At 43.2% G+C, this 22,842-nt stretch carries 29 protein-coding genes; 27 read left to right on the top strand and 2 right to left on the bottom strand.

From position 1 onward, the window contains the following. Nucleotides 1-6: 6 nt before the first annotated feature. From rpsC to rplQ, 22 genes are all read left to right on the top strand, one after another. Nucleotides 7-726 (top strand): 30S ribosomal protein S3, encoded by a 720-nt coding sequence (gene rpsC / locus FHS86_RS09745; RefSeq protein ID WP_429412818.1) that lies wholly within the window; start codon nt 7-9, stop codon nt 724-726. Nucleotides 727-748: 22 nt separating this feature from the next. Further along, nucleotides 749-1,183: a 50S ribosomal protein L16 gene (rplP, locus tag FHS86_RS09750; RefSeq protein ID WP_429412819.1), complete on the top strand. Its 435-nt coding sequence runs from the start codon at nt 749-751 to the stop codon at nt 1,181-1,183. A 33-nt stretch (nt 1,184-1,216) separates the two neighbouring features. Next, a complete protein-coding gene (gene rpmC, locus FHS86_RS09755; protein ID WP_429412820.1) occupies nt 1,217-1,417 on the top strand; it encodes a 50S ribosomal protein L29 in 201 nt (66 codons plus the stop codon). 15 nt (nt 1,418-1,432) lie between these two features. Then, nucleotides 1,433-1,693, top strand: a complete 261-nt coding sequence (gene rpsQ / locus FHS86_RS09760; protein WP_429412821.1) for a 30S ribosomal protein S17 — start codon at nt 1,433-1,435, stop codon at nt 1,691-1,693. A gap of 2 nt (nt 1,694-1,695) precedes the next feature. Then, nucleotides 1,696-2,061: a 50S ribosomal protein L14 gene (gene rplN, locus FHS86_RS09765; protein WP_429412822.1), complete on the top strand. Its 366-nt coding sequence runs from the start codon at nt 1,696-1,698 to the stop codon at nt 2,059-2,061. 16 nt (nt 2,062-2,077) lie between these two features. Then, nucleotides 2,078-2,401 carry a 50S ribosomal protein L24 gene (rplX, locus tag FHS86_RS09770; protein ID WP_429412823.1) on the top strand — a complete coding sequence of 108 codons (324 nt, stop codon included), beginning with the start codon at nt 2,078-2,080 and terminating at the stop codon, nt 2,399-2,401. Further along, nucleotides 2,401-2,955 carry a 50S ribosomal protein L5 gene (gene rplE, locus FHS86_RS09775; protein ID WP_429412824.1) on the top strand — a complete coding sequence of 185 codons (555 nt, stop codon included), beginning with the start codon at nt 2,401-2,403 and terminating at the stop codon, nt 2,953-2,955. Before rplX ends, rplE begins: the two co-directional genes overlap by 1 nt. A 6-nt stretch (nt 2,956-2,961) precedes the next feature. Then, entirely contained in the window at nt 2,962-3,231 is a 270-nt protein-coding gene (rpsN, locus tag FHS86_RS09780) for a 30S ribosomal protein S14 (protein WP_429412825.1), read from the top strand. A gap of 17 nt (nt 3,232-3,248) precedes the next feature. Next, on the top strand, nt 3,249-3,647 hold the full coding sequence (gene rpsH / locus FHS86_RS09785) for a 30S ribosomal protein S8 (protein WP_429412826.1): 399 nt from the start codon (nt 3,249-3,251) through the stop codon (nt 3,645-3,647). Between the two features lie 18 nt (nt 3,648-3,665). Next, nucleotides 3,666-4,220 (top strand): 50S ribosomal protein L6, encoded by a 555-nt coding sequence (rplF, locus tag FHS86_RS09790; protein WP_429412827.1) that lies wholly within the window; start codon nt 3,666-3,668, stop codon nt 4,218-4,220. Nucleotides 4,221-4,238: 18 nt separating this feature from the next. Beyond that, entirely contained in the window at nt 4,239-4,595 is a 357-nt protein-coding gene (gene rplR / locus FHS86_RS09795; protein ID WP_429412828.1) for a 50S ribosomal protein L18, read from the top strand. A gap of 5 nt (nt 4,596-4,600) precedes the next feature. Then, nucleotides 4,601-5,116, top strand: coding sequence for a 30S ribosomal protein S5 (gene rpsE / locus FHS86_RS09800; RefSeq protein ID WP_429412829.1), 516 nt, complete (start codon nt 4,601-4,603; stop codon nt 5,114-5,116). Nucleotides 5,117-5,118: 2 nt separating this feature from the next. Then, a complete protein-coding gene (gene rpmD / locus FHS86_RS09805; RefSeq protein WP_429412830.1) occupies nt 5,119-5,298 on the top strand; it encodes a 50S ribosomal protein L30 in 180 nt (59 codons plus the stop codon). Nucleotides 5,299-5,319: 21 nt separating this feature from the next. Further along, on the top strand, nt 5,320-5,766 hold the full coding sequence (gene rplO / locus FHS86_RS09810) for a 50S ribosomal protein L15 (RefSeq protein ID WP_429412831.1): 447 nt from the start codon (nt 5,320-5,322) through the stop codon (nt 5,764-5,766). 38 nt (nt 5,767-5,804) lie between these two features. Continuing rightward, complete coding sequence (gene secY, locus FHS86_RS09815; protein ID WP_429412832.1) at nt 5,805-7,151, top strand: preprotein translocase subunit SecY; 1,347 nt, start codon at nt 5,805-5,807, stop codon at nt 7,149-7,151. Between the two features lie 320 nt (nt 7,152-7,471). Further along, the gene (gene infA / locus FHS86_RS09820; protein WP_429412833.1) at nt 7,472-7,690 is read left to right on the top strand and encodes a translation initiation factor IF-1; all 219 of its coding nucleotides are present in this window, start codon (nt 7,472-7,474) and stop codon (nt 7,688-7,690) included. A 203-nt stretch (nt 7,691-7,893) separates the two neighbouring features. Further along, on the top strand, nt 7,894-8,010 hold the full coding sequence (ykgO, locus tag FHS86_RS09825) for a type B 50S ribosomal protein L36 (RefSeq protein WP_137084810.1): 117 nt from the start codon (nt 7,894-7,896) through the stop codon (nt 8,008-8,010). 27 nt (nt 8,011-8,037) lie between these two features. Beyond that, nucleotides 8,038-8,415, top strand: coding sequence for a 30S ribosomal protein S13 (gene rpsM, locus FHS86_RS09830; RefSeq protein WP_429412834.1), 378 nt, complete (start codon nt 8,038-8,040; stop codon nt 8,413-8,415). A gap of 14 nt (nt 8,416-8,429) precedes the next feature. Then, the gene (gene rpsK, locus FHS86_RS09835; RefSeq protein ID WP_429412835.1) at nt 8,430-8,819 is read left to right on the top strand and encodes a 30S ribosomal protein S11; all 390 of its coding nucleotides are present in this window, start codon (nt 8,430-8,432) and stop codon (nt 8,817-8,819) included. Nucleotides 8,820-8,844: 25 nt separating this feature from the next. Continuing rightward, nucleotides 8,845-9,453, top strand: a complete 609-nt coding sequence (gene rpsD / locus FHS86_RS09840) for a 30S ribosomal protein S4 (protein WP_429412836.1) — start codon at nt 8,845-8,847, stop codon at nt 9,451-9,453. Between the two features lie 19 nt (nt 9,454-9,472). Continuing rightward, nucleotides 9,473-10,465, top strand: a complete 993-nt coding sequence (locus tag FHS86_RS09845) for a DNA-directed RNA polymerase subunit alpha (protein WP_429412837.1) — start codon at nt 9,473-9,475, stop codon at nt 10,463-10,465. A gap of 7 nt (nt 10,466-10,472) precedes the next feature. Beyond that, the gene (gene rplQ / locus FHS86_RS09850) at nt 10,473-11,060 is read left to right on the top strand and encodes a 50S ribosomal protein L17 (protein WP_429412838.1); all 588 of its coding nucleotides are present in this window, start codon (nt 10,473-10,475) and stop codon (nt 11,058-11,060) included. Nucleotides 11,061-11,132: 72 nt separating this feature from the next. Here rplQ and FHS86_RS09855 read toward each other — a convergent pair whose 3' ends face one another. Next, the gene (locus FHS86_RS09855; protein ID WP_429412839.1) at nt 11,133-11,522 is read right to left on the bottom strand and encodes a response regulator; all 390 of its coding nucleotides are present in this window, start codon (nt 11,520-11,522) and stop codon (nt 11,133-11,135) included. Between the two features lie 153 nt (nt 11,523-11,675). Here FHS86_RS09855 and ettA point away from each other — a divergent pair, with 153 nt between their 5' ends. Further along, a complete protein-coding gene (gene ettA / locus FHS86_RS09860; protein ID WP_429412840.1) occupies nt 11,676-13,364 on the top strand; it encodes an energy-dependent translational throttle protein EttA in 1,689 nt (562 codons plus the stop codon). Between the two features lie 282 nt (nt 13,365-13,646). After that, nucleotides 13,647-14,405, top strand: coding sequence for a hypothetical protein (locus FHS86_RS09865; RefSeq protein ID WP_429412841.1), 759 nt, complete (start codon nt 13,647-13,649; stop codon nt 14,403-14,405). A gap of 10 nt (nt 14,406-14,415) precedes the next feature. On the opposite strand, the gene FHS86_RS09870 is transcribed toward FHS86_RS09865, so the two are convergent. Next, nucleotides 14,416-18,636: a hybrid sensor histidine kinase/response regulator transcription factor gene (locus FHS86_RS09870; protein WP_429412842.1), complete on the bottom strand. Its 4,221-nt coding sequence runs from the start codon at nt 18,634-18,636 to the stop codon at nt 14,416-14,418. A 111-nt stretch (nt 18,637-18,747) separates the two neighbouring features. On the opposite strand from FHS86_RS09870, the gene FHS86_RS09875 reads away from it, so the two are divergent. The 3 genes from FHS86_RS09875 to FHS86_RS09885 are packed head-to-tail and all read left to right on the top strand — an operon-like array spanning nt 18,748 to nt 22,806. After that, nucleotides 18,748-19,779, top strand: a complete 1,032-nt coding sequence (locus FHS86_RS09875; RefSeq protein ID WP_429412843.1) for a LacI family DNA-binding transcriptional regulator — start codon at nt 18,748-18,750, stop codon at nt 19,777-19,779. A 58-nt stretch (nt 19,780-19,837) separates the two neighbouring features. Then, a complete protein-coding gene (locus FHS86_RS09880; RefSeq protein ID WP_429412844.1) occupies nt 19,838-21,946 on the top strand; it encodes an alpha-glucuronidase family glycosyl hydrolase in 2,109 nt (702 codons plus the stop codon). 35 nt (nt 21,947-21,981) lie between these two features. After that, nucleotides 21,982-22,806 carry an SDR family oxidoreductase gene (locus FHS86_RS09885; RefSeq protein WP_429412845.1) on the top strand — a complete coding sequence of 275 codons (825 nt, stop codon included), beginning with the start codon at nt 21,982-21,984 and terminating at the stop codon, nt 22,804-22,806. Nucleotides 22,807-22,842 lie beyond the last annotated feature (36 nt).

Below are 22,842 nucleotides of genomic sequence, written 5' to 3' on the forward strand. Positions count from 1 at the left end.
TAATACATGGGACAGAAAACTAATCCGATTGCAAATCGCTTAGGAATCATCCGAGGATGGGATTCCAACTGGTTCGGTGGGAATGACTACGGCGATAAGCTTGTTGAAGATTACAAATTACGTAAATATTTGAACGCCCGTTTGGCGAAAGCCAGCGTGTCGAAAATCATTATTGAACGTACCCTTAAGCTTATCACCATTACCGTTCACACATCACGACCAGGTATTATTATTGGAAAAGGTGGACAGGAAGTTGATAAGCTCAAGGAAGAGCTGAAAAAAATTACTTCGAAAGAAGTACAGATCAACATCTTCGAAATTAAGCGTCCCGAAATGGATGCCCAAATCGTAGCGAACAATATTGCCCGCCAGGTGGAGGGCAAGATTGCTTACCGTCGTGCAACCAAAATGGCCATCGCATCAACCATGCGCATGGGAGCTGAAGGAATCAAGGTGCTGGTTTCCGGAAGGCTTAACGGGGCAGAAATGGCCCGCTCCGAAATGTACAAAGACGGACGTACTCCACTGCATACCCTCAGAGCAGATATAGACTACGCATTGGCCGAGGCTCTTACCAAGACCGGCTTAGTGGGTATTAAGGTTTGGATCTGCAAAGGTGAAGTTTATGGTAAACGCGACCTGTCACCAAATGTGGGTATTAAAAACAACAACACAAGTGGACGAGGCAGCGGAGCTCCGCGCGGAGGCCGCAGAAAGAAGAAGTAAAAAACCTTAAATGTGATTAAGGATGTTACAACCAAAGAAAACAAAGTTTAGAAGAGTTCAAAAGGGAAAAATGAAGGGGAATGCCCAAAGGGGTAATCAACTTGCATTCGGCTCTTTCGGCATAAAGTCACTCGAAACGTCATGGATCACTGGACGTCAAATCGAGGCCGCCCGTGTTGCTGTTACCAGGCACATGAAGCGTCAAGGACAAATCTGGATCCGCATTTTCCCCGATAAGCCCATTACCAAAAAACCTGCAGAGGTAAGGATGGGTAAAGGTAAAGGTGCCCCAGAAGCATTTGTGGCTCCGGTTACTCCGGGTCGCATTATCATCGAAGCCGATGGCGTACCTTTTGAAACGGCTAAAGAAGCTCTCCGCCTGGCGGCCCAAAAACTGCCAGTGACTACTAAATTTGTAGTCCGTCGCGATTTTGTTGAAGCTTCAGCTAGCGAATAATTGTAAACATCAGATTCATTAAAATATTAACTGATGAAAAATTCTGAAATAAAAGAGTTAACAACAAAAGAGATCGCCGAACGCATCGATGCGGAGAAGGAAAAACTCACGCGCATGAAGTTAAATCATGCCGTTTCACCTCTCGATAACCCGATTACGTTACAAGAGGTCCGTAGAAACATTGCACGGTTAAAAACCGAAATGCGCAACCGTCAGTTAACTGAGAACAAGTAATTTTATTCAATGACGATGGAAAATACAAGAAACCTCAGGAAAGAACGTATCGGTGTTGTAGTTAGCAACAAAATGGATAAAACCATCGTTGTTGCCGAAAAGCGTAAAATGAAACACCCTATTTACGGAAAATTCGTAAATAAAACGTCGAAATTTTATGCCCATGACGAAAAGAACGAATGCAACGAAGGCGATACTGTTAAAATTATGGAGACCCGTCCTTTAAGTAAAAATAAGGGATGGCGACTGGTAGAAATTATTGAAAGAGCTAAGTAACCATGATACAGCAAGAAAGTAGATGTACTGTGGCAGACAACAGTGGCGCCAAAGAAGCACTGGTGATTCGTGTACTGGGAGGTACTAAGAAACGCTATGCAACAGTTGGCGATTTAGTTGTTGTGACCGTTAAAAGCGCTCTGCCATCAGGCGGTGTTAAAAAAGGCACCGTTTCAAAAGCAGTGGTAGTACGTACCAAAAAAGAGGTACGTCGTGCCGATGGTTCTTACATACGCTTCGACGACAACGCCGTTGTCCTGTTAAACAATGCAGGAGAAATTCGTGGAACACGTATCTTTGGCCCTGTGCCACGTGAATTACGCGAAGGATACATGAAGATCGTTTCTCTTGCTCCTGAAGTGTTATAATTGAAAATCAGAAGCAATGCAGAAAAAGTTACATATCAAAAAAGGCGATAACGTTGTGGTTGTTAATGGCAACTCGCGTGGCCAGAAAGGGAAAGTTTTAGAAGTAATTCGTAAAACCGACCGTGCCATTGTGGAAGGAGTAAACATGGTGAAAAAACACACCAAGCCAAATGCAGCGAATCCTCAGGGAGGTATTATCGAGCAGGAAGCACCCATCCACGTCTCCAACCTTATGTTGGTCGATCCCAAAACAGGTGAAGCTACCCGTGTAGGTCGCCGTGAAGGAGCCGACGGAAAATTAGTTCGTTATTCTAAAAAATCAGGAGAGGAGATTAAGTAATGGAATTCGTACCCGCACTACAAAAGAAATACAAAGAGCAGGTTGTACCCGCACTCATGAAAGAGTTTGGATACAAAAGCATCATGCAGGTGCCCAGGCTCGAAAAGATTGTTCTTAATCAGGGACTCGGAGACGCTACTGCCGATAAAAAATTAATCGAGGTAGCTACCGAAGAAATGACCAATATTGCCGGTCAAAAAGCCGTTCAAACCCTGTCACGTAAGGATATATCGAACTTTAAACTCAGGAAGAAAATGCCAATCGGTGTTCGTGTAACCCTTCGCAGTTCGAGAATGTATGAATTTCTCGAGCGACTGATCGTGGTTTCACTTCCCCGTATCCGCGACTTCAACGGGATTGAAAATAAACTCGACGGACGTGGAAATTATACGCTGGGAATCACCGAGCAGATTATCTTCCCCGAGATTGTTTTAGACAAAGTGAGCAAAATCTCAGGTATGAACATCACTTTTGTGACTACTGCCGACAACGATGAAGAAGCTTTCGCTTTGTTGCGTGAATTTGGTTTGCCGTTTAAAAAAGAAAAAAAGTAAACAGATATGGCTAAAGAATCAATGAAAGCCCGTGAAGTAAAACGCGCCAAGCTGGTCGATAAGTATGCTGCAAAACGGGCAGAACTTAAAGCTAAAGGCGATTACATTGGCTTGCAGAAGTTGCCTAAAAATGCGTCACCGGTAAGACTACACAACCGTTGTAAACTTACAGGCCGCCCAAAAGGCTACATGAGGCAATTCGGCATCAGCCGTATCAATTTCAGGGAAATGGCAGCCTCTGGTCTCATTCCGGGAGTTAAAAAAGCAAGTTGGTAATTTTAAAATTGTAAAAAATGACTGATCCAATCTCAGATTATTTGACCAGATTGCGGAATGCCATCAAAGCAGGACACAAAGTCGTGGATATTCCTGCCTCGAATCTTAAAAAAGAGATGACCAAAATCCTTAAGGAAAAAGGCTATATCTTAAACTATAAATTCGAAGACGAGGTGAACTACCAGGGTAACATTAAAATTGCCCTTAAGTATCACCCTGAAACTGGTGTTTCGGCAATCAAATCGCTCAAGCGAATTAGTAAACCCGGCCTGCGCCGTTATTGTGATTCTACCACAATTCCACGTGTGCTCAACGGACTGGGTGTTGCAATCATTTCTACATCGAAAGGCGTAATCACTGACAAAGAAGCACGTGATTTAGCCGTTGGCGGTGAAGTATTATGTTACGTATATTAATCAAGGAGGAATAAAACGATGTCAAGGATAGGAAAATTACCCATTGAGATTCCAGGCGGAGTTAGCGTTAATATTAACGATAGCGTTGTAACCGTTAAAGGTTCGCTTGGAGAACTGTCTCAGAAGGTGGATCCTGAAATCGATGTGCTTGTTGAAGAAAACCAGATTCTGGTTAAACGGCCTACCGACAGCAAAAAACACAAAGCAATGCACGGTTTGTACCGTTCGTTGATCAACAACATGGTTGAAGGTGTTTCCAAAGGATTCGAAATTAAACTCGAACTCGTAGGTGTTGGCTACCGTGCCGAAAACAATGGTCAGTTACTCGACCTTGTTTTAGGATATTCACACCACATTTATTTACTGTTACCTCCTGAGATTAAAGTTGAAGCAGTTACTGATAAAAGAAGCAATCCAACCGTCACCCTAAAAAGTTTCGACAAGCAATTGCTTGGACAGGTTGCCGCTAAAATCAGATCGTTCCGTAAACCAGAACCTTACAAAGGAAAAGGTATTAAGTTCGATGGCGAACAAATCAGACGTAAAGCTGGTAAATCAGCTTCTGCAAAATAACGTTTAATAGTTGAAATCATGGCTTTAACAAAGCAAGCAAGAAGATACAGAATCAAGAAGAGAATTCGCAAAGTGATTAACGGCACAGCCGAACAACCACGCCTGAGCGTTTTCCGTAGCAATAAGCAAATTTATGCTCAGTTGATCGATGATCTGTCAGGTAATACATTAGCTTCGGCCTCTTCTTTAGACAAAGAAATTGCTTCAGCCAAGGTAAATAAAACCGAGCAGGCAGCACTGGTGGGGCAACTCATCGCCGAAAAAGCGAAAGCAGTGAACATCGAAAATGTAGTGTTCGACCGTAACGGTTACCTTTATCACGGAAGAGTTAAATCTATTGCTGAAGCAGCCCGTAAGGGTGGCCTTAAATTCTAAGCATTATGTCAGGAAATATTAAAAAAGTAAGAACCAGCGATTTGGAATTAAAAGACCGGTTAGTGGCGATTAACCGTGTTACCAAAGTAACTAAAGGGGGACGTACCTTTAGCTTCTCAGCCATCGTAGTGGTAGGCAACGAAGATGGTATTGTAGGTTGGGGACTTGGCAAAGCAAGCGAAGTAACCACCGCCATTTCGAAAGGCGTTGAAGCAGCAAAGAAAAACCTGGTAAAAATTCCTGTAATTAACGGAACAATTCCCCATGAGCAACTGGCCAAATTTGGCGGTGCCCGTGTGTTATTGAAACCAGCATCTCATGGTACCGGTGTAAAAGCAGGTGGTGCAATGCGTGCTGTACTCGAAAGTGTTGGAGTACATGATATCCTTGCCAAATCAAAAGGATCATCAAACCCTCACAACCTTGTAAAAGCTACTTTTAATGCTTTGCTCGAGTTGCGCGATGCTTATACCGTGGCTGAACACCGTGGAGTTTCACTTGATAAAGTATTTAAAGGATAATTATGGCTAAAATCAAGATTACTCTGGTAAAAAGTAGCATTGGCTCCACAAAGCGCCAAAAGCTGATACTCGAAGCCCTTGGCTTACGAAAGCTGAACGGTTCAGTGGAACACGAAGCTAACCCGCAAATTATGGGTATGGTTAATAAAATGAAACATTTGGTTAAGGTTGAAGAAATCTAATCATCTATAAATTTAAAGATAATGGATCTCAGCAAGTTGAAACCCGCAAAAGGGGCTACACATAGTAAGAAAAGGATTGCCCGTGGTCAGGGATCTGGCCATGGAGGCACAGCTACCCGTGGGCACAAAGGCCAGAAATCGAGATCGGGATATTCCAAAAAAATCGGTTTCGAAGGCGGACAAATGCCTATACAGCGTGTAGTTCCCAAGTTTGGTTTTACAAACTTTAATAGAGTTGAATACAAAGCGATCAATCTGAAAACACTTCAGGATCTGGCCGACAAATTGAATGTTACCACCATCGACTTCGATTTTATGAAGGAACATGGCCTGGCCGGTAAAAACGATAAAGTGAAAATTTTAGGTGTTGGCGAATTGAAAACCAAACTCGATGTTAAGGCACATGCCTTTTCTAAAAGTGCTATCGCAGCAATCGAAAAATTAGAAGGTACAACCGAAATCATCTAAATCCTTAACCGGAACTGATGAAAAAAACAAATTAACTGATGAAGAAGTTAATCGAAACCTTAAAGAACATTTATAAGATCGAAGACCTAAGATCGAGAATAGGAGTAACCTTATTTTTTATTCTTATTTATCGTCTGGGTTCATTTGTGGTGTTGCCAGGGCTTGACCCCGCACAGTTAGGAGCGCTTAAAGCTCAAACCCAGGACGGACTGTTAGGACTGCTTGATATGTTCTCCGGTGGCGCATTCTCAAATGCATCGGTGTTCGCACTAGGTATTATGCCTTACATTTCGGCTTCTATTGTAATTCAGTTGCTCACAATAGCTGTACCTTATTTTCAACGTCTGCAAAAAGAAGGAGAATCGGGCCGTACCCGCATGAATCAGTATACCCGCTATTTAACCGTGGTGATTCTGATTTTCCAGGGACCTGCCTTCCTTACCAACTTACACATGACACTGGCCGGAACGCCCGAAGCATTCGTAATGCAGGGACGTTTGTTCGACATTAGCTCAACCATCATTATGCTGGCCGGGTCGATGTTCGTATTATGGCTTGGTGAAAAAATAACCGACCGCGGTATTGGAAACGGAATATCTCTCATTATTATGATTGGTATTATCGCCAATTTACCCGGTGCAGCATTACAGGAATTCATTTCACGCCTCGAAGAACAAAGCGGTGGCGGTTTGGTATTGTTGCTCGTTGAGCTGGCAATCCTTTTTGTAGTGTTTATGCTGGTTATTTTATTGGTACAGGGCACCCGACGTATCCCGGTGCAATATGCAAAACGAATTGTAGGTAATAAGCAATATGGCGGAGTACGTCAGTACATCCCGCTTAAGGTGAATGCAGCAGGCGTAATGCCCATCATTTTTGCACAGGCCATTATGTTTGTGCCAATGACCATTGCCGGTTTCGGCGGTGAGTCGATGAGCGGCTTCGCAGCAGCATTCTCAAATTATACCGGTTTCTGGTATAACTTTACCATGTTTTTAATGGTAATTGCCTTTACCTATTTTTATACTGCAGTTACAGTAAACCCGGTTCAAATGGCCGAGGACATGAAGAAAAACGGTGGTTTTATTCCAGGTGTTAAACCCGGAAAACGAACAGCCGAATTTCTCGATACCGTGATGTCAAGAATAACCCTTCCGGGTTCAATCTTCCTCGGTATTGTAACCATTCTCCCCGCCTTTGCAATGCTGGTTGGTGTAAATGCATCGTTTGCTCAGTTCTTTGGAGGAACCTCACTGCTTATCCTGGTGGGCGTAATCCTCGATACACTGCAGCAGATCGAAAGTCACCTGTTAATGCGTCACTACGATGGTTTGATGAAATCGGGCCGTATTAAGGGTCGCGCAGGTGGAGCATCTGCAATTTAATGCAACGCTGATTAAAGCAGATTCAGTGGGTGGACCAGCCATCCCTGTTACGTTCTGAATAATACTGAATCACCAATTTTACCCAATGCGCTTGCAAAAGGTAAAACAGACAACCGGAGCGGCTGATGGATGATGTAGTCATTTTATCAACACTGCATCATCCATTATCTGGTTTGTTTGGAACAATATAAACGGCTACTTGACCCTTCAGGTGTGTGAAGTGTACAAAAGCCTTATTGAGTTATTGGTACTTTAATCTGCATCTTGCTTAAATTTGTGTTACGAACCGTTCAAAACGGAAAATTTAAAACAGACAATGTATGGCAAAACAGCCTTCAATTGAACAAGATGGAACCATCATCGAAGCATTATCAAATGCAATGTTTCGTGTAGAACTTGAAAATGGACATGTAATCACCGCACATATCTCCGGAAAAATGCGGATGCATTACATAAAAATTTTACCCGGCGATAAGGTCAAAGTTGAAATGTCACCTTACGATCTTACAAAAGGTAGAATAACATTCAGATACAAGTAATTATTTGATTGACTGAAAACTTTGGTGTTATATCAATAATTTGTTTACTTTTGTGGCACTTTTTAAAAAAGTTTTTAGTCAAATAAGGGAAACCTTAAAGAATAATAATCGGACGATCAGTCTTGTTAGAAAGCGCTGAAAAGGGCATTTCTGAAGTTGTGAGGCAATTCGTCGAATACTTATTAAAGTAATTATTTAAAAAGATGAAAGTACGTGTATCAATAAAAAAGCGTAGCTCTGACTGTAAAATCGTTCGTCGAAAAGGACGTTTGTATGTGATTAATAAGAAAAATCCTAAGTTCAAACAACGTCAGGGTTAATTTGTAAATTATTTAATTGAAAACTCTATGGCTCGTATAGTTGGTGTAGATATTCCAAATAACAAACGCGGTGAAGTCGCGTTGACCTATATCTATGGAATTGGACGTAGTAGTGCTAAAAAAATTCTTGAAGAAGCAGGAGTTGATGTGAATGCGAAAGTGCAGGATTGGAATGATGACAATTTTGCTGCTATCCGTACCATCATTACAAACCAATACAAAGTTGAAGGTGAACTACGTTCAGAAACACAACTCAACATTAAACGATTGATGGACATCGGTTGCTACCGTGGCATTCGTCATCGTATTGGCTTACCTGTTCGTGGACAAAGCACCAAGAATAATGCACGTACACGTAAAGGAAAACGTAAAACTGTTGCAAACAAAAAGAAAGCGACTAAATAATTAGCTGAAAGATTATGGCAAAAAAGTCAGGAACTTCAAAGAAAAGAGTCGTTAAGGTCGAAGCTACCGGTCAAGCTCACATCCATTCATCGTTCAACAACATTATTGTTTCGTTGGCAAACGATAACGGCGAGGTGATCTCGTGGTCGTCGGCTGGTAAAAAAGGATTCAGGGGATCGAAAAAGAATACCCCTTATGCTGCCCAAACTGCAGCTGAAGAATGCGCAAAAACTGCTTACGACTTAGGTTTACGTAAAGTAAAAGTATATGTCAAAGGCCCGGGTAATGGTCGCGAATCAGCAATCAGAGCCATCTCCAGTATGGGTATTCAGGTAACCGAGATTGTCGACGTTACCCCGCTGCCACACAATGGATGCAGGCCTGCAAAAAGAAGACGTGTATAATTTATTGACATTTAAAAGGTAAACAATGGCAAGATATATTGGACCAAAGTCAAAAATAGCCAGGAAATTTGGCGAGCCCATCTATGGCCCCGATAAGGTGTTGGAGAAAAAGAATTACCCACCGGGATTCCACGGACAGGCACGTCGTCGTCGTAAAGTATCAGAATACGGCGTACAGTTGAAAGAAAAGCAAAAAGCCAAATATACCTACGGTGTTCTCGAACGTCAGTTCCGTAAGCTCTTCGAAAAGGCATCCCGTTCAAAAGGGATTACCGGCGAAGTGCTGCTCAAACTGCTCGAGTCACGTTTGGATAATGTGGTTTTTCGTTTAGGAGTAGCACCTACCCGTGCCGCCGCACGCCAGTTGGTGTCGCACCGTCACATTACTGTTAACGGATTGGTATGTAACATTCCTTCGTATACCTTACGCCCCGGCGATGTTGTTGGTGTGCGTGAGAAATCTAAATCACTCGAAGTGGTTACCGAATCGCTTGCCTCGAAACGTTACGTAAAAAGTGCGTGGCTCGAGTGGGACGATGCAATGCTTTCAGGCAAATTCCTCAATGTACCAGAGAGAGAAGAAATTCCTGAGAACATTAAAGAACAACTGATTGTTGAGTTGTATTCGAAATAATCACTATATATAAAAAACTATGGCAATATTAGCTTTTCAAAAACCCGACAAAGTGATAATGCTCGAATCGGACGAAAAATTCGGAAAATTCGAATTTCGCCCACTCGAACCTGGTTACGGTATTACCATTGGTAATGCATTGCGCCGGATCTTATTATCATCTTTGGAAGGTTATGCAATAACAACTATCAAAATCGAGGGTGTTGAGCATGAATTTGCCACTATTAAAGGGGTTATCGAAGATGTGACCGAAATCATCCTCAACCTGAAGCAAATCAGGCTGAAAAAGGAAGTGGAAGATTTTGAGAACGAAAAAGTATCGGTAACCATCACCGGTCAGGAAAAATTCACTGCCGGCGACCTCAATAAATTCATGACCGGTTTTAGTGTGCTTAACCCTGAGTTGGTAATTTGCGATATGGAACCTGCTGTTAAGTTCCAGATGGAGATTACCATCGGTAAAGGCCGTGGTTATGTTCCTGCTGCAGAAAACAAACCTGTAGAGGAGGAATTTGGGGTCATTCCTATCGATTCGATTTACACTCCAATCAAGAATGTAAAATATGCCGTCGAAAACTTCCGTGTTGAACAAAAAACCGACTACGAGAAGTTAATCATCGAGATTACCACCGACGGTTCTATTCATCCTAAAGATGCTTTAAAAGAAGCAGCCAAAATCCTGATTTATCACTTCATGCTCTTCTCCGATGAGAAAATAACACTCGATTCGGACGAGAAGTTTGCAAACGAGGAGTTCGATGAGGAAATTCTGCACATGCGTCAGATGCTGAAGACCAAACTGGTGGACATGGATTTATCGGTACGTGCACTGAACTGTTTGAAAGCTGCCGATGTGGAAACACTGGGCGACCTGGTTCAGTACAACCGTAACGACCTTCTTAAGTTCCGTAACTTTGGTAAAAAGTCGCTCACCGAGCTGGATGATCTATTGTCAGGAATGAATCTCAATTTTGGGATGGATATCAGTAAGTATAAACTAGACAAGGAATAGAATAACGATGAGACATAACAAGAAATTTAATCACCTGGGCAGAAAAAGCGCTCATCGTAAGGCCATGCTTTCGAACATGGCCAGTTCGCTGATTCTGCATAAAAGGATTACAACAACCGTAGCAAAAGCCAAGGCGCTTCGTATGTATGTTGAACCTTTAATCACCAAATCGAAGCAGGATACAACACACAGCCGCAGGGTTGTTTTTAGTTACCTGCAAAACAAAGAGGCAGTATCGGAACTTTTCCGCGAAGTTTCACCTAAAATTATGGATCGTCCCGGAGGCTACACCCGTATCCTGAAAACCGGAAACCGTTTAGGTGATAATGCCGAAATGTGTATGATGGAATTGGTCGATTACAACGAAAATATGCTGGGTACCAAGGACAGCAAAAAAGCTTCGTCACGCCGTCGTCGGGGTGGTAAAAAGAAAGCCACCGAAAACGCAGTTGCAGCTAAACCAGCAGCAGCCGTAGCCGAAGAGCTTAAAGAAGAAGTGAAAGCTGCAGAGGAAGTTAAAAGTGAAGTTGCCGAAGAAGTAAAAACTGAAGCAACTGAACCAACAGCTGATACTGAAGAGAAGAAAGAAGAATAGTATCGACTTTATAACATAAAAAAGGTTGGCCCTCGGGTCAACCTTTTTTGTGTTCAAATGAATCAAAATCGATTAATAAACGATAAAATGATTTATTCGGTCAACAAGTGCTTTGGCATGAATCGGTTTCTCAATAAAATCATCCATCCCTGCCTCAATACACAGCACTTTTTGTTCCTTAAATAAATTAGATGTAATAGCGAATATTGGGGTGTGTGATTCTTCTTCCAGCTGACGCATCCGCCTGGTGGTTTCAAATCCGTCCAACTCGGGCATATTAATGTCCATCAAAATCAAATCGTAACGATTTTCCTTGAATTTATTAAGCGCCGAATATCCGTTACTCGCAAAGTCGATGTCGAAATAACCGTCCAGATTAAATTTAAGTAGTAATCTGTTCCCCGCGTTATCATCCACGACCAGGATTTTCCTTTTTGCTAACATACTTTGTAATTGATCCAAAAATTATAATCTGCTATTTTCCCAGAAACAAATGTACGATCATTTGTATTAAATGTAAATACCTTGTGCAAGTAAAATAAAATATAATCATAATTTTGCACCGAGTGTATTTCTCGAAAGTGTAAAATGCTATAGATTAAAAATCAATTAAATATGAGTGACGATCAAAAAATAATATTTTCGATGTATAAAGTAAGCAAGGCTTACTCTCCACAGAAACAGGTAATAAAGGACATTTCGCTCTCTTTCTTTTTGGGTGCAAAAATCGGTATTATCGGTTTAAACGGATCGGGAAAATCGACTTTGCTTAAGATTATCGCCGGAGTTGAAAAATCATTCAATGGTGAAGTGGTTTTTTCGCCAGGATACAGCGTGGGCTATCTTGAACAGGAACCGGCACTCGATGATAATAAAACAGTGCTCGAAACGGTTCAGGAAGGGGTTCAGGAAATTATGGATCTACTCAGGGAATACGAAGAAATCAATAAGAAGTACGAGCTGCCCGAAGTGTATGAAGATGCCGAAAAGATGGATAAACTGATGAACAGACAGGCAGAACTGCAGGAGCGAATCGATCAGACCGATGCATGGAATATCGATAACACCCTCGAAAGAGCCATGGATGCACTGAGATGTCCCGATGGAAGTGAAAAGGTGGCTGTGTTATCGGGTGGAGAGCGCAGGAGGGTAGCCTTGTGTCGTTTACTCTTGCAGCAACCCGATGTATTGTTGCTCGACGAACCGACCAACCACCTCGATGCCGAATCGGTACAATGGCTCGAAATGCATCTTCAGCAATACAAGGGGACTGTTATTGCCATTACGCACGACCGCTATTTCCTCGACAATGTTGCGGGATGGATACTCGAACTCGATCGTGGTGAAGGCATCCCTTGGAAAGGTAATTATTCTTCATGGCTCGAGCAGAAAACAAAACGCCTTGAACAGGAGGAAAAAGGAATGTCGAAACGACGCAAAACACTTGAACGGGAACTGGAGTGGGTACGTATGGCACCCAAAGCCCGACATGCCAAATCGCGGGCGCGTTTGAATGCCTATGAATCGCTGATGAATGAGGATGTAAAGGAACGGGAGCAAAAGCTCGAACTGTTTATTCCCAATGGCCCTCGATTAGGCGATAAAGTGATCGAAGCACATCAGGTCTCAAAAGCTTTCGGTGAAAAACTGTTGTTCGAAAACCTTGAGTTTACACTTCCACCCAACGGAATTGTAGGGATTATTGGCCCCAACGGAGCTGGTAAAACGACCTTGTTTCGTATGATAATGGGAATGGAACAGGTCGATAAGGGAACCTTCTCGGTGGGTGATACCGTGGAGCTGGGCTATGCCGACCAGACCCATACCGCCATCGATCCCGAGAAAACCGTGTATGAGGTAATTTCGGGCGGACAGGATGAAGTAATGGTTGGCGGACGTTTAATTAACGCCAGGGCCTATGTTTCAAAATTCAACTTTGGAGGAGCCGATCAGGAGAAAAAATGTGGTATCCTGTCGGGAGGGGAGCGTAACCGACTGCACCTGGCGCTTACGTTGAAATCGGGGGCCAATGTCCTGTTGCTCGACGAACCTACCAACGACATCGACGTAAATACCCTGCGTGCACTCGAAGAGGGACTTGAAAACTTTGCAGGATGTGCTGTGGTAATCTCGCACGACCGTTGGTTCCTCGATCGCATTGCAACGCACATTTTGGCCTTTGAAGGCGATTCGCAGGTGAAATTCTTCGAAGGCTCGTTCACCGAATACGAAGAGAATAAAAAGAAACGTCTGGGCGATATTACGCCAAAGAAGATTAAATACAAGAAATTACTGAAAGACTAAAGTCCTGCCAAATTCTAAAACGCCTCTGCATTTGATGCCGGGGCGTTTTTTTTCTACCTGTGCAACTTCTTTTTTTATTCTATTGTGAAAATAAAGCGCTGCGAAATATTCACTTCCAGTTTTTTGTTGTGGCATTAGATTTGTTATGCATTGTATTCTATGAACATATCGATCGTATCTTATTTGAAGTGCTGATTGATATTGATTAATCCGGAGACCGGCCAGATCATTAATTTTAAAGCATTCAACGTAGAATGAATTCACCAGCTAAAAAAGATAAATATGAAAACAAAGGTACCTGTAATCCGTGTTATTCTTCCGGTAATTTTACTTTCGCTACTGACGGCCTGTGCTACCCCCATGGCCGTTATCCGAATGAATCCTGAATCGGAACACTTAAACTGGAACTATGGACAGGCTTATGCTGCAGATACTGTAGCCGGTATTATTGTGGAAGCGGCATTTGATAAAGCCACCAAAGAACATCAGGTTTTTGATGTGGCGGTAGTGAATGGTTCCAACCTCGATTTTCTTGTCGATCCTTCGGGCTTTTATATCGAAGATGTGACTTTTGCTCATGAACAGACAACAAGCATAAAAGCGATCGATCCTGAAATGATGTTGCTAAACATCGACAAGCAGTTATCGAAAGACGAAGCAAACTCGAAGAATGCTGCAGTTGGAATGGCTGTAGCCGCCGGTGCACTGGTTGCTGCCTCGGTTGCAGTTGCAGTAATCGATGATGATCAGCATCATTACCATCGATCTCCCGATCCCGACCTGATGCTGGCAGCTCCGATAATAATTGGTGCAGCCGCTGATGACGAGGTAGTTTCGTATGCATCGCCGCTCGAACAGCAGCGTGAACTATGGGAAAGGGCAACTATCAGGAAGACAACGCTCAAGCCCGGATATAAAATCGAAGGAAAAGTTTATTTCCCACGCTTTGAAAAACCCGGTCGTTATGTCTTAAAGCTGCCCGTCGACGATCAGCTTGTAGAAATCACCTTTGTACAGCTGAATTTCATGCCCGATAAATAGTGGTTTAGACTTATTCCCCCCTGTGCTCCTGTACATATTCCGAGGGGGTTTTTCCATAGGCCTTACTGAAACATTTACTGAAGTATTTTGGATCACTAAAGCCTACCATGTATGCAACTTCGGCAATCTGAAAGTGCTTCTTCTCCAATATTTGGGCAGCACGTTTCAAACGATGCATTTTTACAAATTCGACCAACGACATTCCGGTAAGATTTTTTACTTTCTTTAATACGGTTGAATGGCTGAGATTCATTTTTTCAACCATGGAAGAAACATCAAAATCGGATTCCGACAAGTGATCGTCGAGTAGCTGATTGATGCGCGTCAGAAATTTCTCATCGGCCGAAGAGATTTCGATGTCGCGTGGTTTCAGGAAAATTTGTTTGCTAAAGATTTCAGTAAGCAATTTTCTGTTATTTAGCAGCTGATCGATTTGAGAACGCAATACTTCGAGTTGGAAAGGTTTGCTGACATACAAATCGGCACCACGCTGATAGCCTTCGATCTTGTTTTCATCGGCGGCTTTGGCCGTGAGCAGAATAATGGGTATGTGTTTCGTTTTTTCGTTGTTTTTCAATGTTTCACACAGTTCCAGTCCATCGGTGTTGGGCATCATCAAATCGGAAATGATGATCTGGGGAAGCAGTTCAAAAGCTTTCTCAATACCTTTCATCCCATCGTAGGCTGTAATTACGTTGAAGCGATCTGATAAACTTCCGGCCAGATAGGAGCACAAATCTTTATCATCTTCAACCAGCAATAGTTTGGGGAGATCCTGCTGGTAATCGGCGATAATGGCTGGTTGAGTATTTTGCTCGGGCTCTTTTTCCATCGACAAGATCTTCGACAAGGGCTGAACCGGATTTTCAGCCAGTTTTTTATCTTTTATATGACTATGACCGGCAGGAATGAAGAGTGAAAAGGTAGCTCCTTCGCCCAGCTTACTTCGTGCTTCAATTCGTCCCTGATGTAAGTCGATGTATTCTTTTACGATGGAAAGACCAATGCCCGATCCCGATTGTTCTTTATTGGATGCTGTTTTACTTTGATAGAATCGGTGGTAGATATTCTGAATTTCGTTGGGTGCAATGCCCGGACCAGTATCTGAAATCTCGATACAAAACCATTGTTTGGAGCTTTTTATTTTTTTTCTTTTTAATCTTTCAATTTTCGTAAGTGTCTCCCCCTGTTTCGAAAGTGTAATGGAAATGCTTCCTTTCGATGGAGTGAACTTATAAGCATTTGATATTAGATTGTAAATGGCCGTGGTAATCATTTCCGAGTCGATCCACATTGTTTCATCAGGATCAATTTCACAATTAAAACTCAGGGTAATCTCTTTATTCAAGGCTTTTTGAAGGAAATAGCTGATGATTTCCTTCAAAAATGAAACGGCATTGACCTGACTGTAAACGGGTTCAACTCCGCCCTTGTCGATTTTTCGAAGTTGCAAAAGCTGGTTGGTTAAGTGAAGTAATCGGTTTACATTGCGCGATACGAGCTGAAGGCTTGTGCGCGATTTTTCATCGATCACTCCGTTGCGTATTACTTCTTCCAGCGGGTTGCTAATCAGGGTAAGGGGTGTTCTGATTTCGTGCGAGATATTGGTGAAGAAACGCATTTTTGCTTCCGTATTTTCAATCAGGTTGGTGCGTTCGATGTGTTCGATAAGCAGGCGGTTCTTATCGGCCACACCAATCAGTGTATAACGTCGGAATAACAACAGACCAATAATCACAATCAATACATAGAAAGCATAAAACCAGTTGCTTCTCCAGAAAGGAGGAAGCATTTCTATTTCAAGTTCGGTGGGTGTTTCATTCCAGATCCCCTCGTTATTGGTCGATTTTACCTGAAAAATATAATCGCCTTCCCACAGGTTGGTGTAGGAGGCAATGTGCTCGTTGTTTTCGAGATAACGCCATTCGTCGTTGTATCCAAGCAGGCGATAGGCATAACTTACTCCATCAAGGTGGTTGAAATGGAGATCGGAAAATTCGATGCTGAAATCCTTATGTCGATGGGAAAGGGTGATTTTATCAGCCCTGGAGATGTCCTGATCAAGAATTATCTTTCCTTTAACTTCCTGATGAGGAAAAACTTCCATGTTGGCGACCTTCAGACTCGATATTACCACCTTCGAAGGATTCTGATTTCCTGTAATTTCAGATGGATCGAAGAAGGTGAGGCCGTTCACTCCGCCAAAAAACATTTTCTTGTTTTGGTTGGCATAAAAAGCATTGGAGTGAAATTCATTACTTTGTAATCCGTCGTTTGTGTTGTAGTTTTTAAAAGTGCGGTTCTTTTTATTAAACTTCGAAAGCCCCTTTGTTGTGCTTATCCACAGGTTGCCCTCCACGTCCTCAAGTATGCCATAAATCAAATTGGCTGGTAGTCCTTCCTTTTCAGTAAAGGCTTCAAACCGAGCTCTTCCTTTATATAATTCAGACCATTGCGTTGAATCGCTATGTAAATCAAGTCGGTTGAGTCCACCTCCTGTGCCTATCCACATTACACCCTCAGCATCTTCGTAGATACAGTAAACATCGTTGTGCAGCAGACCGTTATTCTTATCATACGATACAAAGTTGTTGTATCCGTTTTTGATCATTCCAAGGGGGACCACGTTTAATCCGCGCCCTTTTGTACCAACCCAAAGGTTTTCAAGCTGATCATCGTAAATTGAAAGAATAATGTCACCACTCAGGGTTCGGGTATCGTCGGGCTGATTGGAATAAAAGGAGATCGTGCTTTTGTTTTGATCGAGCAGTCCTAGTCCCTGTCCCCAGGTTCCCAGCCATATCGCACCTTCCTGATCCTGATGCAGGGCAAAAGCAAAACCGCCGGTATAGAGGGTTTGGAAACCACTTTCGGGGCGATACGAAACCAAATTGTTCGAAGCAGTTCCTATCCAGAGTGTCTCGTCCTTGTCGAGGAGTAGGGAAATGATCTCGTTCGATGCCATTCCGTCGCCATAGGGAATCTGATTAAAATGACGGGTGCTTATGGTATTATCGGGGTTAAAGCGCAAATAATCGAGCCCGTTGAATGCAGTTCCAACCCAAACAGTGTTGTTTTTTCCGGTAATGGCGGTTACCATATTGGTAGTGAGGCTTTGACCCGACACAGAGTTGATCTCAAGGTGATTAAATTTCTTTCTGAAGAGGTCGAGTGTAACAGCTCCGCGGCTCTCAGTACCCAACCAGAGGATTCCATTGGTGTCGATCAGCATTGAGTTGATGATGTTGTCGCCCACCTGCGAAGCAAACGACTGGTCGGCAAAATGATCGGACAAATTGCCTGAAGGATCAATTAAGACAACGCCTGCTCCTCTGGTTGCTGCCCAGATGTTTCCGTCATGATCACACAAAACTTTCTCAATCCAGCTTGTGCCTGGGATGCTCCATTCAGGGGCATCATTCAGAATTTCAACTTTGCTGATGATTTCACCTTCAATGTTTAAAATGGCCATTCCCTCAGAAGTTCCAACCCAGATTCTTCCTTTGAGGTCGTATTCCAGAGAGTTGATTTTTGCTACATTGAGTATGCCTAAGTCAACCTGGGTAAATGAAAGGTCTTTCTCATTGAAAATAAATAAACCTTTGAATGATCCTGCCAGGTAACTATGCTTGCTGATTGACTGAAGGGTCACCATCGATATGGCCGACCTGTCGTAAGGGAGCAGGGCGCCTTTTGCATCGAGATAGGCCGAGTTTTTCGACAGGTTGGTAAAATTATACTGATTGCTGTTGTTCGGAACAGGAACGCCTTTGAATAGGCCCTGGCTTGTGCAAACCAAAATTGAATTATCATCGCGTTGTTCTACATGGCTAACGGTACCATCCATCAGGTTGAGCTGATTCATCCTGATAAAACGATTTTCATTTTTAATGTAGTAATTCAATCCGCCCCCGCGGGTACCAATGAATAAGTTACCTGTAGCCGAAGTGCTTAGAAAAATAACTTCGTTGTTACTCAGCGACGCACTGTCGTCAGGAGCGTTTTTATAAGTAATGAAGCGGTATCCGTCGAAACGGTTGAGACCATCCTTTGTTCCCATCCAGATAAAACCCTCAGCATCCTGTGTGATCGACAGTACCGATGATTGTGATAATCCTTCGTGGGTCGAATAGTTTTTGAAACGCAGATTGGAATAGCTTTCTTTCTCGAAGGCAAAAAGGACTGTTATCATTGGCAACAATAACAGGGTAAGGATAAATTTTCGTTTCATCATTAGGTTTTCATTAGTCAAACAAAAATAGAAAAAGTTTTTGCAACCGATTGCAAATGTACCTGTGCTTTCTTTATCTTTGTTCCCATTCTTTGATAAAAGTCAGCATTTTTGAAAAAAGAAACAACAATTTATGATATTGCCAGGGAACTGAAGCTTTCAGCCTCGACGGTGAGCCGTGCACTTAAAGGGAGCAAGGTGATCAACAGTGAAACACGAATTAAGGTGCAACAATGCGCAGAGGAACTGGGATATCGAAGTAATTCATTTGCACGGAATTTACGAACACAACGAACAAATACCATTGGAATAATCGTTCCGCGTCTCGACAGTAGTTTTATGTCGGCTTGTCTGGCTGGCATGGAAGAAGTATGCAATGAAAGGGGATTTAATACCATCATTAGTCAGTCGAGAGAATCGGTTGAACGGGAAGCACAAAATAGTATTACCATGTTTAATAACAGGGTGGATGGTGTTATTGTCTCGTTAACCGCTGAAAGCAGCGATTTGTCTTATTTTAAACGTTTCGATGAAAAGCAGGTACCACTTGTTTTTTTCGATCGTGTTCCTGAAAATACCCGACACATGAGTTTTGTGATTGATAATTTCAGAAGTGCTTACGATGCGACACGGCATTTAATTGAGCAGGGGTGTTCGCAATTGGTTCATCTTACACTGAACTCCACATCGAATGTTTATATCGATCGTAAAAAGGGCTTTGAAGCAGCAGTGAATGACTGCGGGAACTGTTCCGGCAAAGTGGTCTTTCTCGACTCGCTGACCTTTGAAAAGGGGAAGGAAGTTGCTCAGAGCTTACTGGCTAAACTGCCTGATGGTATTTTTGCGGCCAACGATATCGTTGCAGCAGCCTGTATTGTGAGTCTGACAGAAAAAGGGATTAAGATTCCCGACGAGCTGGCGGTTGTCGGCTTCAACAACGATCCGGTGGCAAGCATTGTTCAACCGGGCCTGACAACAGTTGCTTATCCCGGAAAAAGAGCAGGGATGCTGGCAGCCGGCAGCCTGATTGAATGTATAAAGAGAGAAGGTGAACCTTCATCAGCAGGACGCAGGGAAATGCTGAAAGCACAATTAATAATTCGGGCATCTTCGATACGTAAAACAAACAATAACAATCAATAAAACCTAAAAACAATCAACGGTGAAAATCAAAATCATTTTAGTGTTTGTTCTAAGCGCTATGGCTTTTTTTACAAAAGCTGAAGACGGATATGAACTCTGGTTACGATACCAGCCTGTTGGAGACAAATACCTGCAGGAAAATTACAGAAACAATATCCAGCAAATTGTATTTGAGCAAAGCTCTCCAACTTTTGAAGTTATTGAAAATGAATTGGAAAAAGGCCTTTCCGCTTTACTTGAACGTACGGTGGAAAAAACAGCAGAAATTTCAAGACCTGGAATTTTAGCCGGTACTCCATCGGGTTCAAAAATAATACAGTCGCTCCGGCTCAATGATGAATTGGGAGCACTCGGCCCTGAAGGCTATCTGATTACTTCGCGGGTAATCGATGGTCATAAAATGATCGTAATCGCTTCGGAAGGAGAAACGGGTGTTCTATACGGAACCTTTCATTTTTTGCGTTTATTACAAAGTGAGCGCAGTATTGAAAACTGTTATATCAGTGAAAAGCCGGCTACAACTCATCGCCTGCTGAATCACTGGGATAATCTGGATCGTACCGTTGAGCGCGGCTACGCCGGTTTTTCAATTTGGGACTGGCATAAATTGCCCGACTACATCGATCCACGATATCATGACTATGCACGTGCCAATGCTTCAATCGGAATCAATGGCACGGTAGTGAGTAATGTCAATGCCAATGCGCTGATTCTTACGCCTCAGTATCTGCAAAAAATTAAGGGCCTTGCTGAAGTTTTCCGTCCTTATGGGATAAAGGTTTATCTGACCGCCCGCTTTAGTGCCCCCATCGAAATTGGAGGACTCGAAACGGCCGATCCGCTGAATGAAGAAGTTCGAAGCTGGTGGAAAAATAAAGTGGATGAAATTTATTCGTTCATTCCCGATTTTGGTGGCTTTCTGGTGAAGGCCAATTCCGAAGGACAACCTGGTCCACAGGATTATGAACGCAGCCATGCCGAAGGTGCCAATATGCTGGCCGAAGCGCTGGCTCCTCACAGAGGAGTAGTAATGTGGAGGGCTTTCGTTTACAGTCACGAAGTCCCCGACGACAGAGCCAAACAAGCTTATAACGAGTTCAAACCACTCGATGGAAGTTTCCGGGAGAATGTGTTTGTACAGGTGAAAAACGGTGCCATCGATTTTCAACCCCGTGAACCCTTTCATCCACTGTTTGGTGCAATGGATCAAACGCCGCTAATGATGGAATTTCAGATTACGCAGGAATACCTGGGCTGTGCTACCCATTTGGTTTATCTGGCCCCGCTGTTTGAAGAAAATCTGCAGTCGGACACCTATGCAAGGGGGAAAGGTTCGACGGTTGCCCGTGTGATAGACGGCTCGCTGCACCAAAATGAAATTACCGGTATGGCAGGTGTTTCCAACATCGGAACCGACCGTAACTGGACCGGTCATCCATTCGGACAAGCCAACTGGTATGCCTTTGGACGTATGGCCTGGAATCCACAACTCAGTTCAGCAAGCATTGCCGATGAATGGCTTCGTATGACCTTTACAAACAATCAAGGCTTTATCGAAGCGGTTAAGGAAATGATGCTTAAGTCAAGAGAAACCGCTGTGAATTATATGACGCCGCTTGGTCTTCATCATCAAATGGCATGGGATCATCACTGGGGACCCGGCCCCTGGGTGAACATAGGCCGTCCCGACTGGACATCAGCTTACTATCATCGTGCTGATTCTGCAGGAATTGGTTTTGACCGTTCGGCTGCCGGTAGCAATGCTGTAGCTCAATATTTCCCTGAAATAGAGAAAATGTTTGGAGACATTGAAAAGTGTCCAGAGGAATATCTGTTGTGGTTTCATCATGTACCCTGGGATTACCGAATGAAGTCGGGACGTAGCTTGTGGAATGAAATGTGCAAAAAATATTACGACGGAGCGGCAACGGTGAAGCAAATGCAGGAAACGTGGAATAAGATGGAGCCCTATATCGATCAGGAACGCCATCATCATGTTAAGCAATTGCTGGCAATACAGGCCGATGAGGCAGTGTGGTGGAGAAATGCGCTGCTTTTATATTTTCAGCAATACTCCAAAATGCCGATTCCCGAGGAATATGAGAAACCCGATAAAACACTGGAATACTATCAGAATCTTCAGTTTCATTATGTGCCGGGTATTTAACTAATAAAAATTGGAAAAATTTATAGAACGTTTTCATGAGTTATCTTGATCAATTATTTCAACTGGAAGGAAAAGTTGCCGTATTAACCGGTGGCGGTGGAGTTTTGGCTTCAGAAATAGGAAGCGGCCTGTCGAAAGCAGGGATGAAAATAGTATTTATCGATATCAACGAACAGGCGGCTATTGAAGCAGCTAAGCGGATCGAAGCCATGGGCGGTGAAGCCATGGGACTTCAATCGAACGTACTCGATCTGGATGCCTTGCGAGCGACAAAAGACCGGGTGCTTGAAAAATACGGACAAGTCGATTTGCTGCTTAATGCGGCAGGAGGTAATCTGCCCGGAGCCACCATTCCCGAGGACAAGAACATTTTCGACTTGCAGGTGGGCGATCTCGACAAGGTGACCGATCTTAATTTCAAGGGCACAGTGTTGCCTTCGATGGTTTTTGGAGAAGTAATGGCCAGTCAGCGTTCGGGAAATATTATCAACATCTCAAGCATGGCAGCTCTGCAGTCAATCACCCGCGTGGTGGGCTATTCAGCAGCCAAAGCAGCTGTTTCGAATTTTACTTCATGGATGGCCATGGAGATGGCCATGAAATTTGAAGGTTCGGTACGGGTCAATGCCATTGCACCGGGCTTTTTTATTGGGAATCAGAACCGCGATGTGTTGCTTAATCCAGATGGTTCATTAACCCAAAGGAGCCATAAGGTTATTGCAAATACTCCCATGGGGCGTTTTGGTGAGGCACATGAGTTAACAGGTGCTGTGCTTTTTCTTGCCAGCGAATCGGCTTCATTTGTTACCGGTGTGGTTTTGGCTGTCGACGGTGGTTTCAGCACTTTTAGTGGTGTATAAATTGAAGGAATAAAGGAAAAAGCCATTGGTCATTGA

The organism is Roseimarinus sediminis (assembly GCF_050433125.1).
Taxonomy (GTDB): Bacteria; Bacteroidota; Bacteroidia; order Bacteroidales; family Prolixibacteraceae; genus Roseimarinus; species Roseimarinus sediminis.

Bases quoted from the DNA above. Each gene is read 5' to 3' on its own strand.
- rpsC (WP_429412818.1), top strand. From the start codon at position 7: ATGGGACAGAAAACTAATCCGATTGCAAATCGCTTAGGAATCATCCGA.
- rplP (WP_429412819.1), top strand. From the start codon at position 749: ATGTTACAACCAAAGAAAACAAAGTTTAGAAGAGTTCAAAAGGGAAAA.
- rpmC (WP_429412820.1), top strand. From the start codon at position 1,217: ATGAAAAATTCTGAAATAAAAGAGTTAACAACAAAAGAGATCGCCGAA.
- rpsQ (WP_429412821.1), top strand. From the start codon at position 1,433: ATGGAAAATACAAGAAACCTCAGGAAAGAACGTATCGGTGTTGTAGTT.
- rplN (WP_429412822.1), top strand. From the start codon at position 1,696: ATGATACAGCAAGAAAGTAGATGTACTGTGGCAGACAACAGTGGCGCC.
- rplX (WP_429412823.1), top strand. From the start codon at position 2,078: ATGCAGAAAAAGTTACATATCAAAAAAGGCGATAACGTTGTGGTTGTT.
- rplE (WP_429412824.1), top strand. From the start codon at position 2,401: ATGGAATTCGTACCCGCACTACAAAAGAAATACAAAGAGCAGGTTGTA.
- rpsN (WP_429412825.1), top strand. From the start codon at position 2,962: ATGGCTAAAGAATCAATGAAAGCCCGTGAAGTAAAACGCGCCAAGCTG.
- rpsH (WP_429412826.1), top strand. From the start codon at position 3,249: ATGACTGATCCAATCTCAGATTATTTGACCAGATTGCGGAATGCCATC.
- rplF (WP_429412827.1), top strand. From the start codon at position 3,666: ATGTCAAGGATAGGAAAATTACCCATTGAGATTCCAGGCGGAGTTAGC.
- rplR (WP_429412828.1), top strand. From the start codon at position 4,239: ATGGCTTTAACAAAGCAAGCAAGAAGATACAGAATCAAGAAGAGAATT.
- rpsE (WP_429412829.1), top strand. From the start codon at position 4,601: ATGTCAGGAAATATTAAAAAAGTAAGAACCAGCGATTTGGAATTAAAA.
- rpmD (WP_429412830.1), top strand. From the start codon at position 5,119: ATGGCTAAAATCAAGATTACTCTGGTAAAAAGTAGCATTGGCTCCACA.
- rplO (WP_429412831.1), top strand. From the start codon at position 5,320: ATGGATCTCAGCAAGTTGAAACCCGCAAAAGGGGCTACACATAGTAAG.
- secY (WP_429412832.1), top strand. From the start codon at position 5,805: ATGAAGAAGTTAATCGAAACCTTAAAGAACATTTATAAGATCGAAGAC.
- infA (WP_429412833.1), top strand. From the start codon at position 7,472: ATGGCAAAACAGCCTTCAATTGAACAAGATGGAACCATCATCGAAGCA.
- ykgO (WP_137084810.1), top strand. From the start codon at position 7,894: ATGAAAGTACGTGTATCAATAAAAAAGCGTAGCTCTGACTGTAAAATC.
- rpsM (WP_429412834.1), top strand. From the start codon at position 8,038: ATGGCTCGTATAGTTGGTGTAGATATTCCAAATAACAAACGCGGTGAA.
- rpsK (WP_429412835.1), top strand. From the start codon at position 8,430: ATGGCAAAAAAGTCAGGAACTTCAAAGAAAAGAGTCGTTAAGGTCGAA.
- rpsD (WP_429412836.1), top strand. From the start codon at position 8,845: ATGGCAAGATATATTGGACCAAAGTCAAAAATAGCCAGGAAATTTGGC.
- FHS86_RS09845 (WP_429412837.1), top strand. From the start codon at position 9,473: ATGGCAATATTAGCTTTTCAAAAACCCGACAAAGTGATAATGCTCGAA.
- rplQ (WP_429412838.1), top strand. From the start codon at position 10,473: ATGAGACATAACAAGAAATTTAATCACCTGGGCAGAAAAAGCGCTCAT.
- ettA (WP_429412840.1), top strand. From the start codon at position 11,676: ATGAGTGACGATCAAAAAATAATATTTTCGATGTATAAAGTAAGCAAG.
- FHS86_RS09865 (WP_429412841.1), top strand. From the start codon at position 13,647: ATGAAAACAAAGGTACCTGTAATCCGTGTTATTCTTCCGGTAATTTTA.
- FHS86_RS09870 (WP_429412842.1), bottom strand. From the start codon at position 18,636: ATGAAACGAAAATTTATCCTTACCCTGTTATTGTTGCCAATGATAACA.
- FHS86_RS09880 (WP_429412844.1), top strand. From the start codon at position 19,838: ATGGCTTTTTTTACAAAAGCTGAAGACGGATATGAACTCTGGTTACGA.
- FHS86_RS09885 (WP_429412845.1), top strand. From the start codon at position 21,982: ATGAGTTATCTTGATCAATTATTTCAACTGGAAGGAAAAGTTGCCGTA.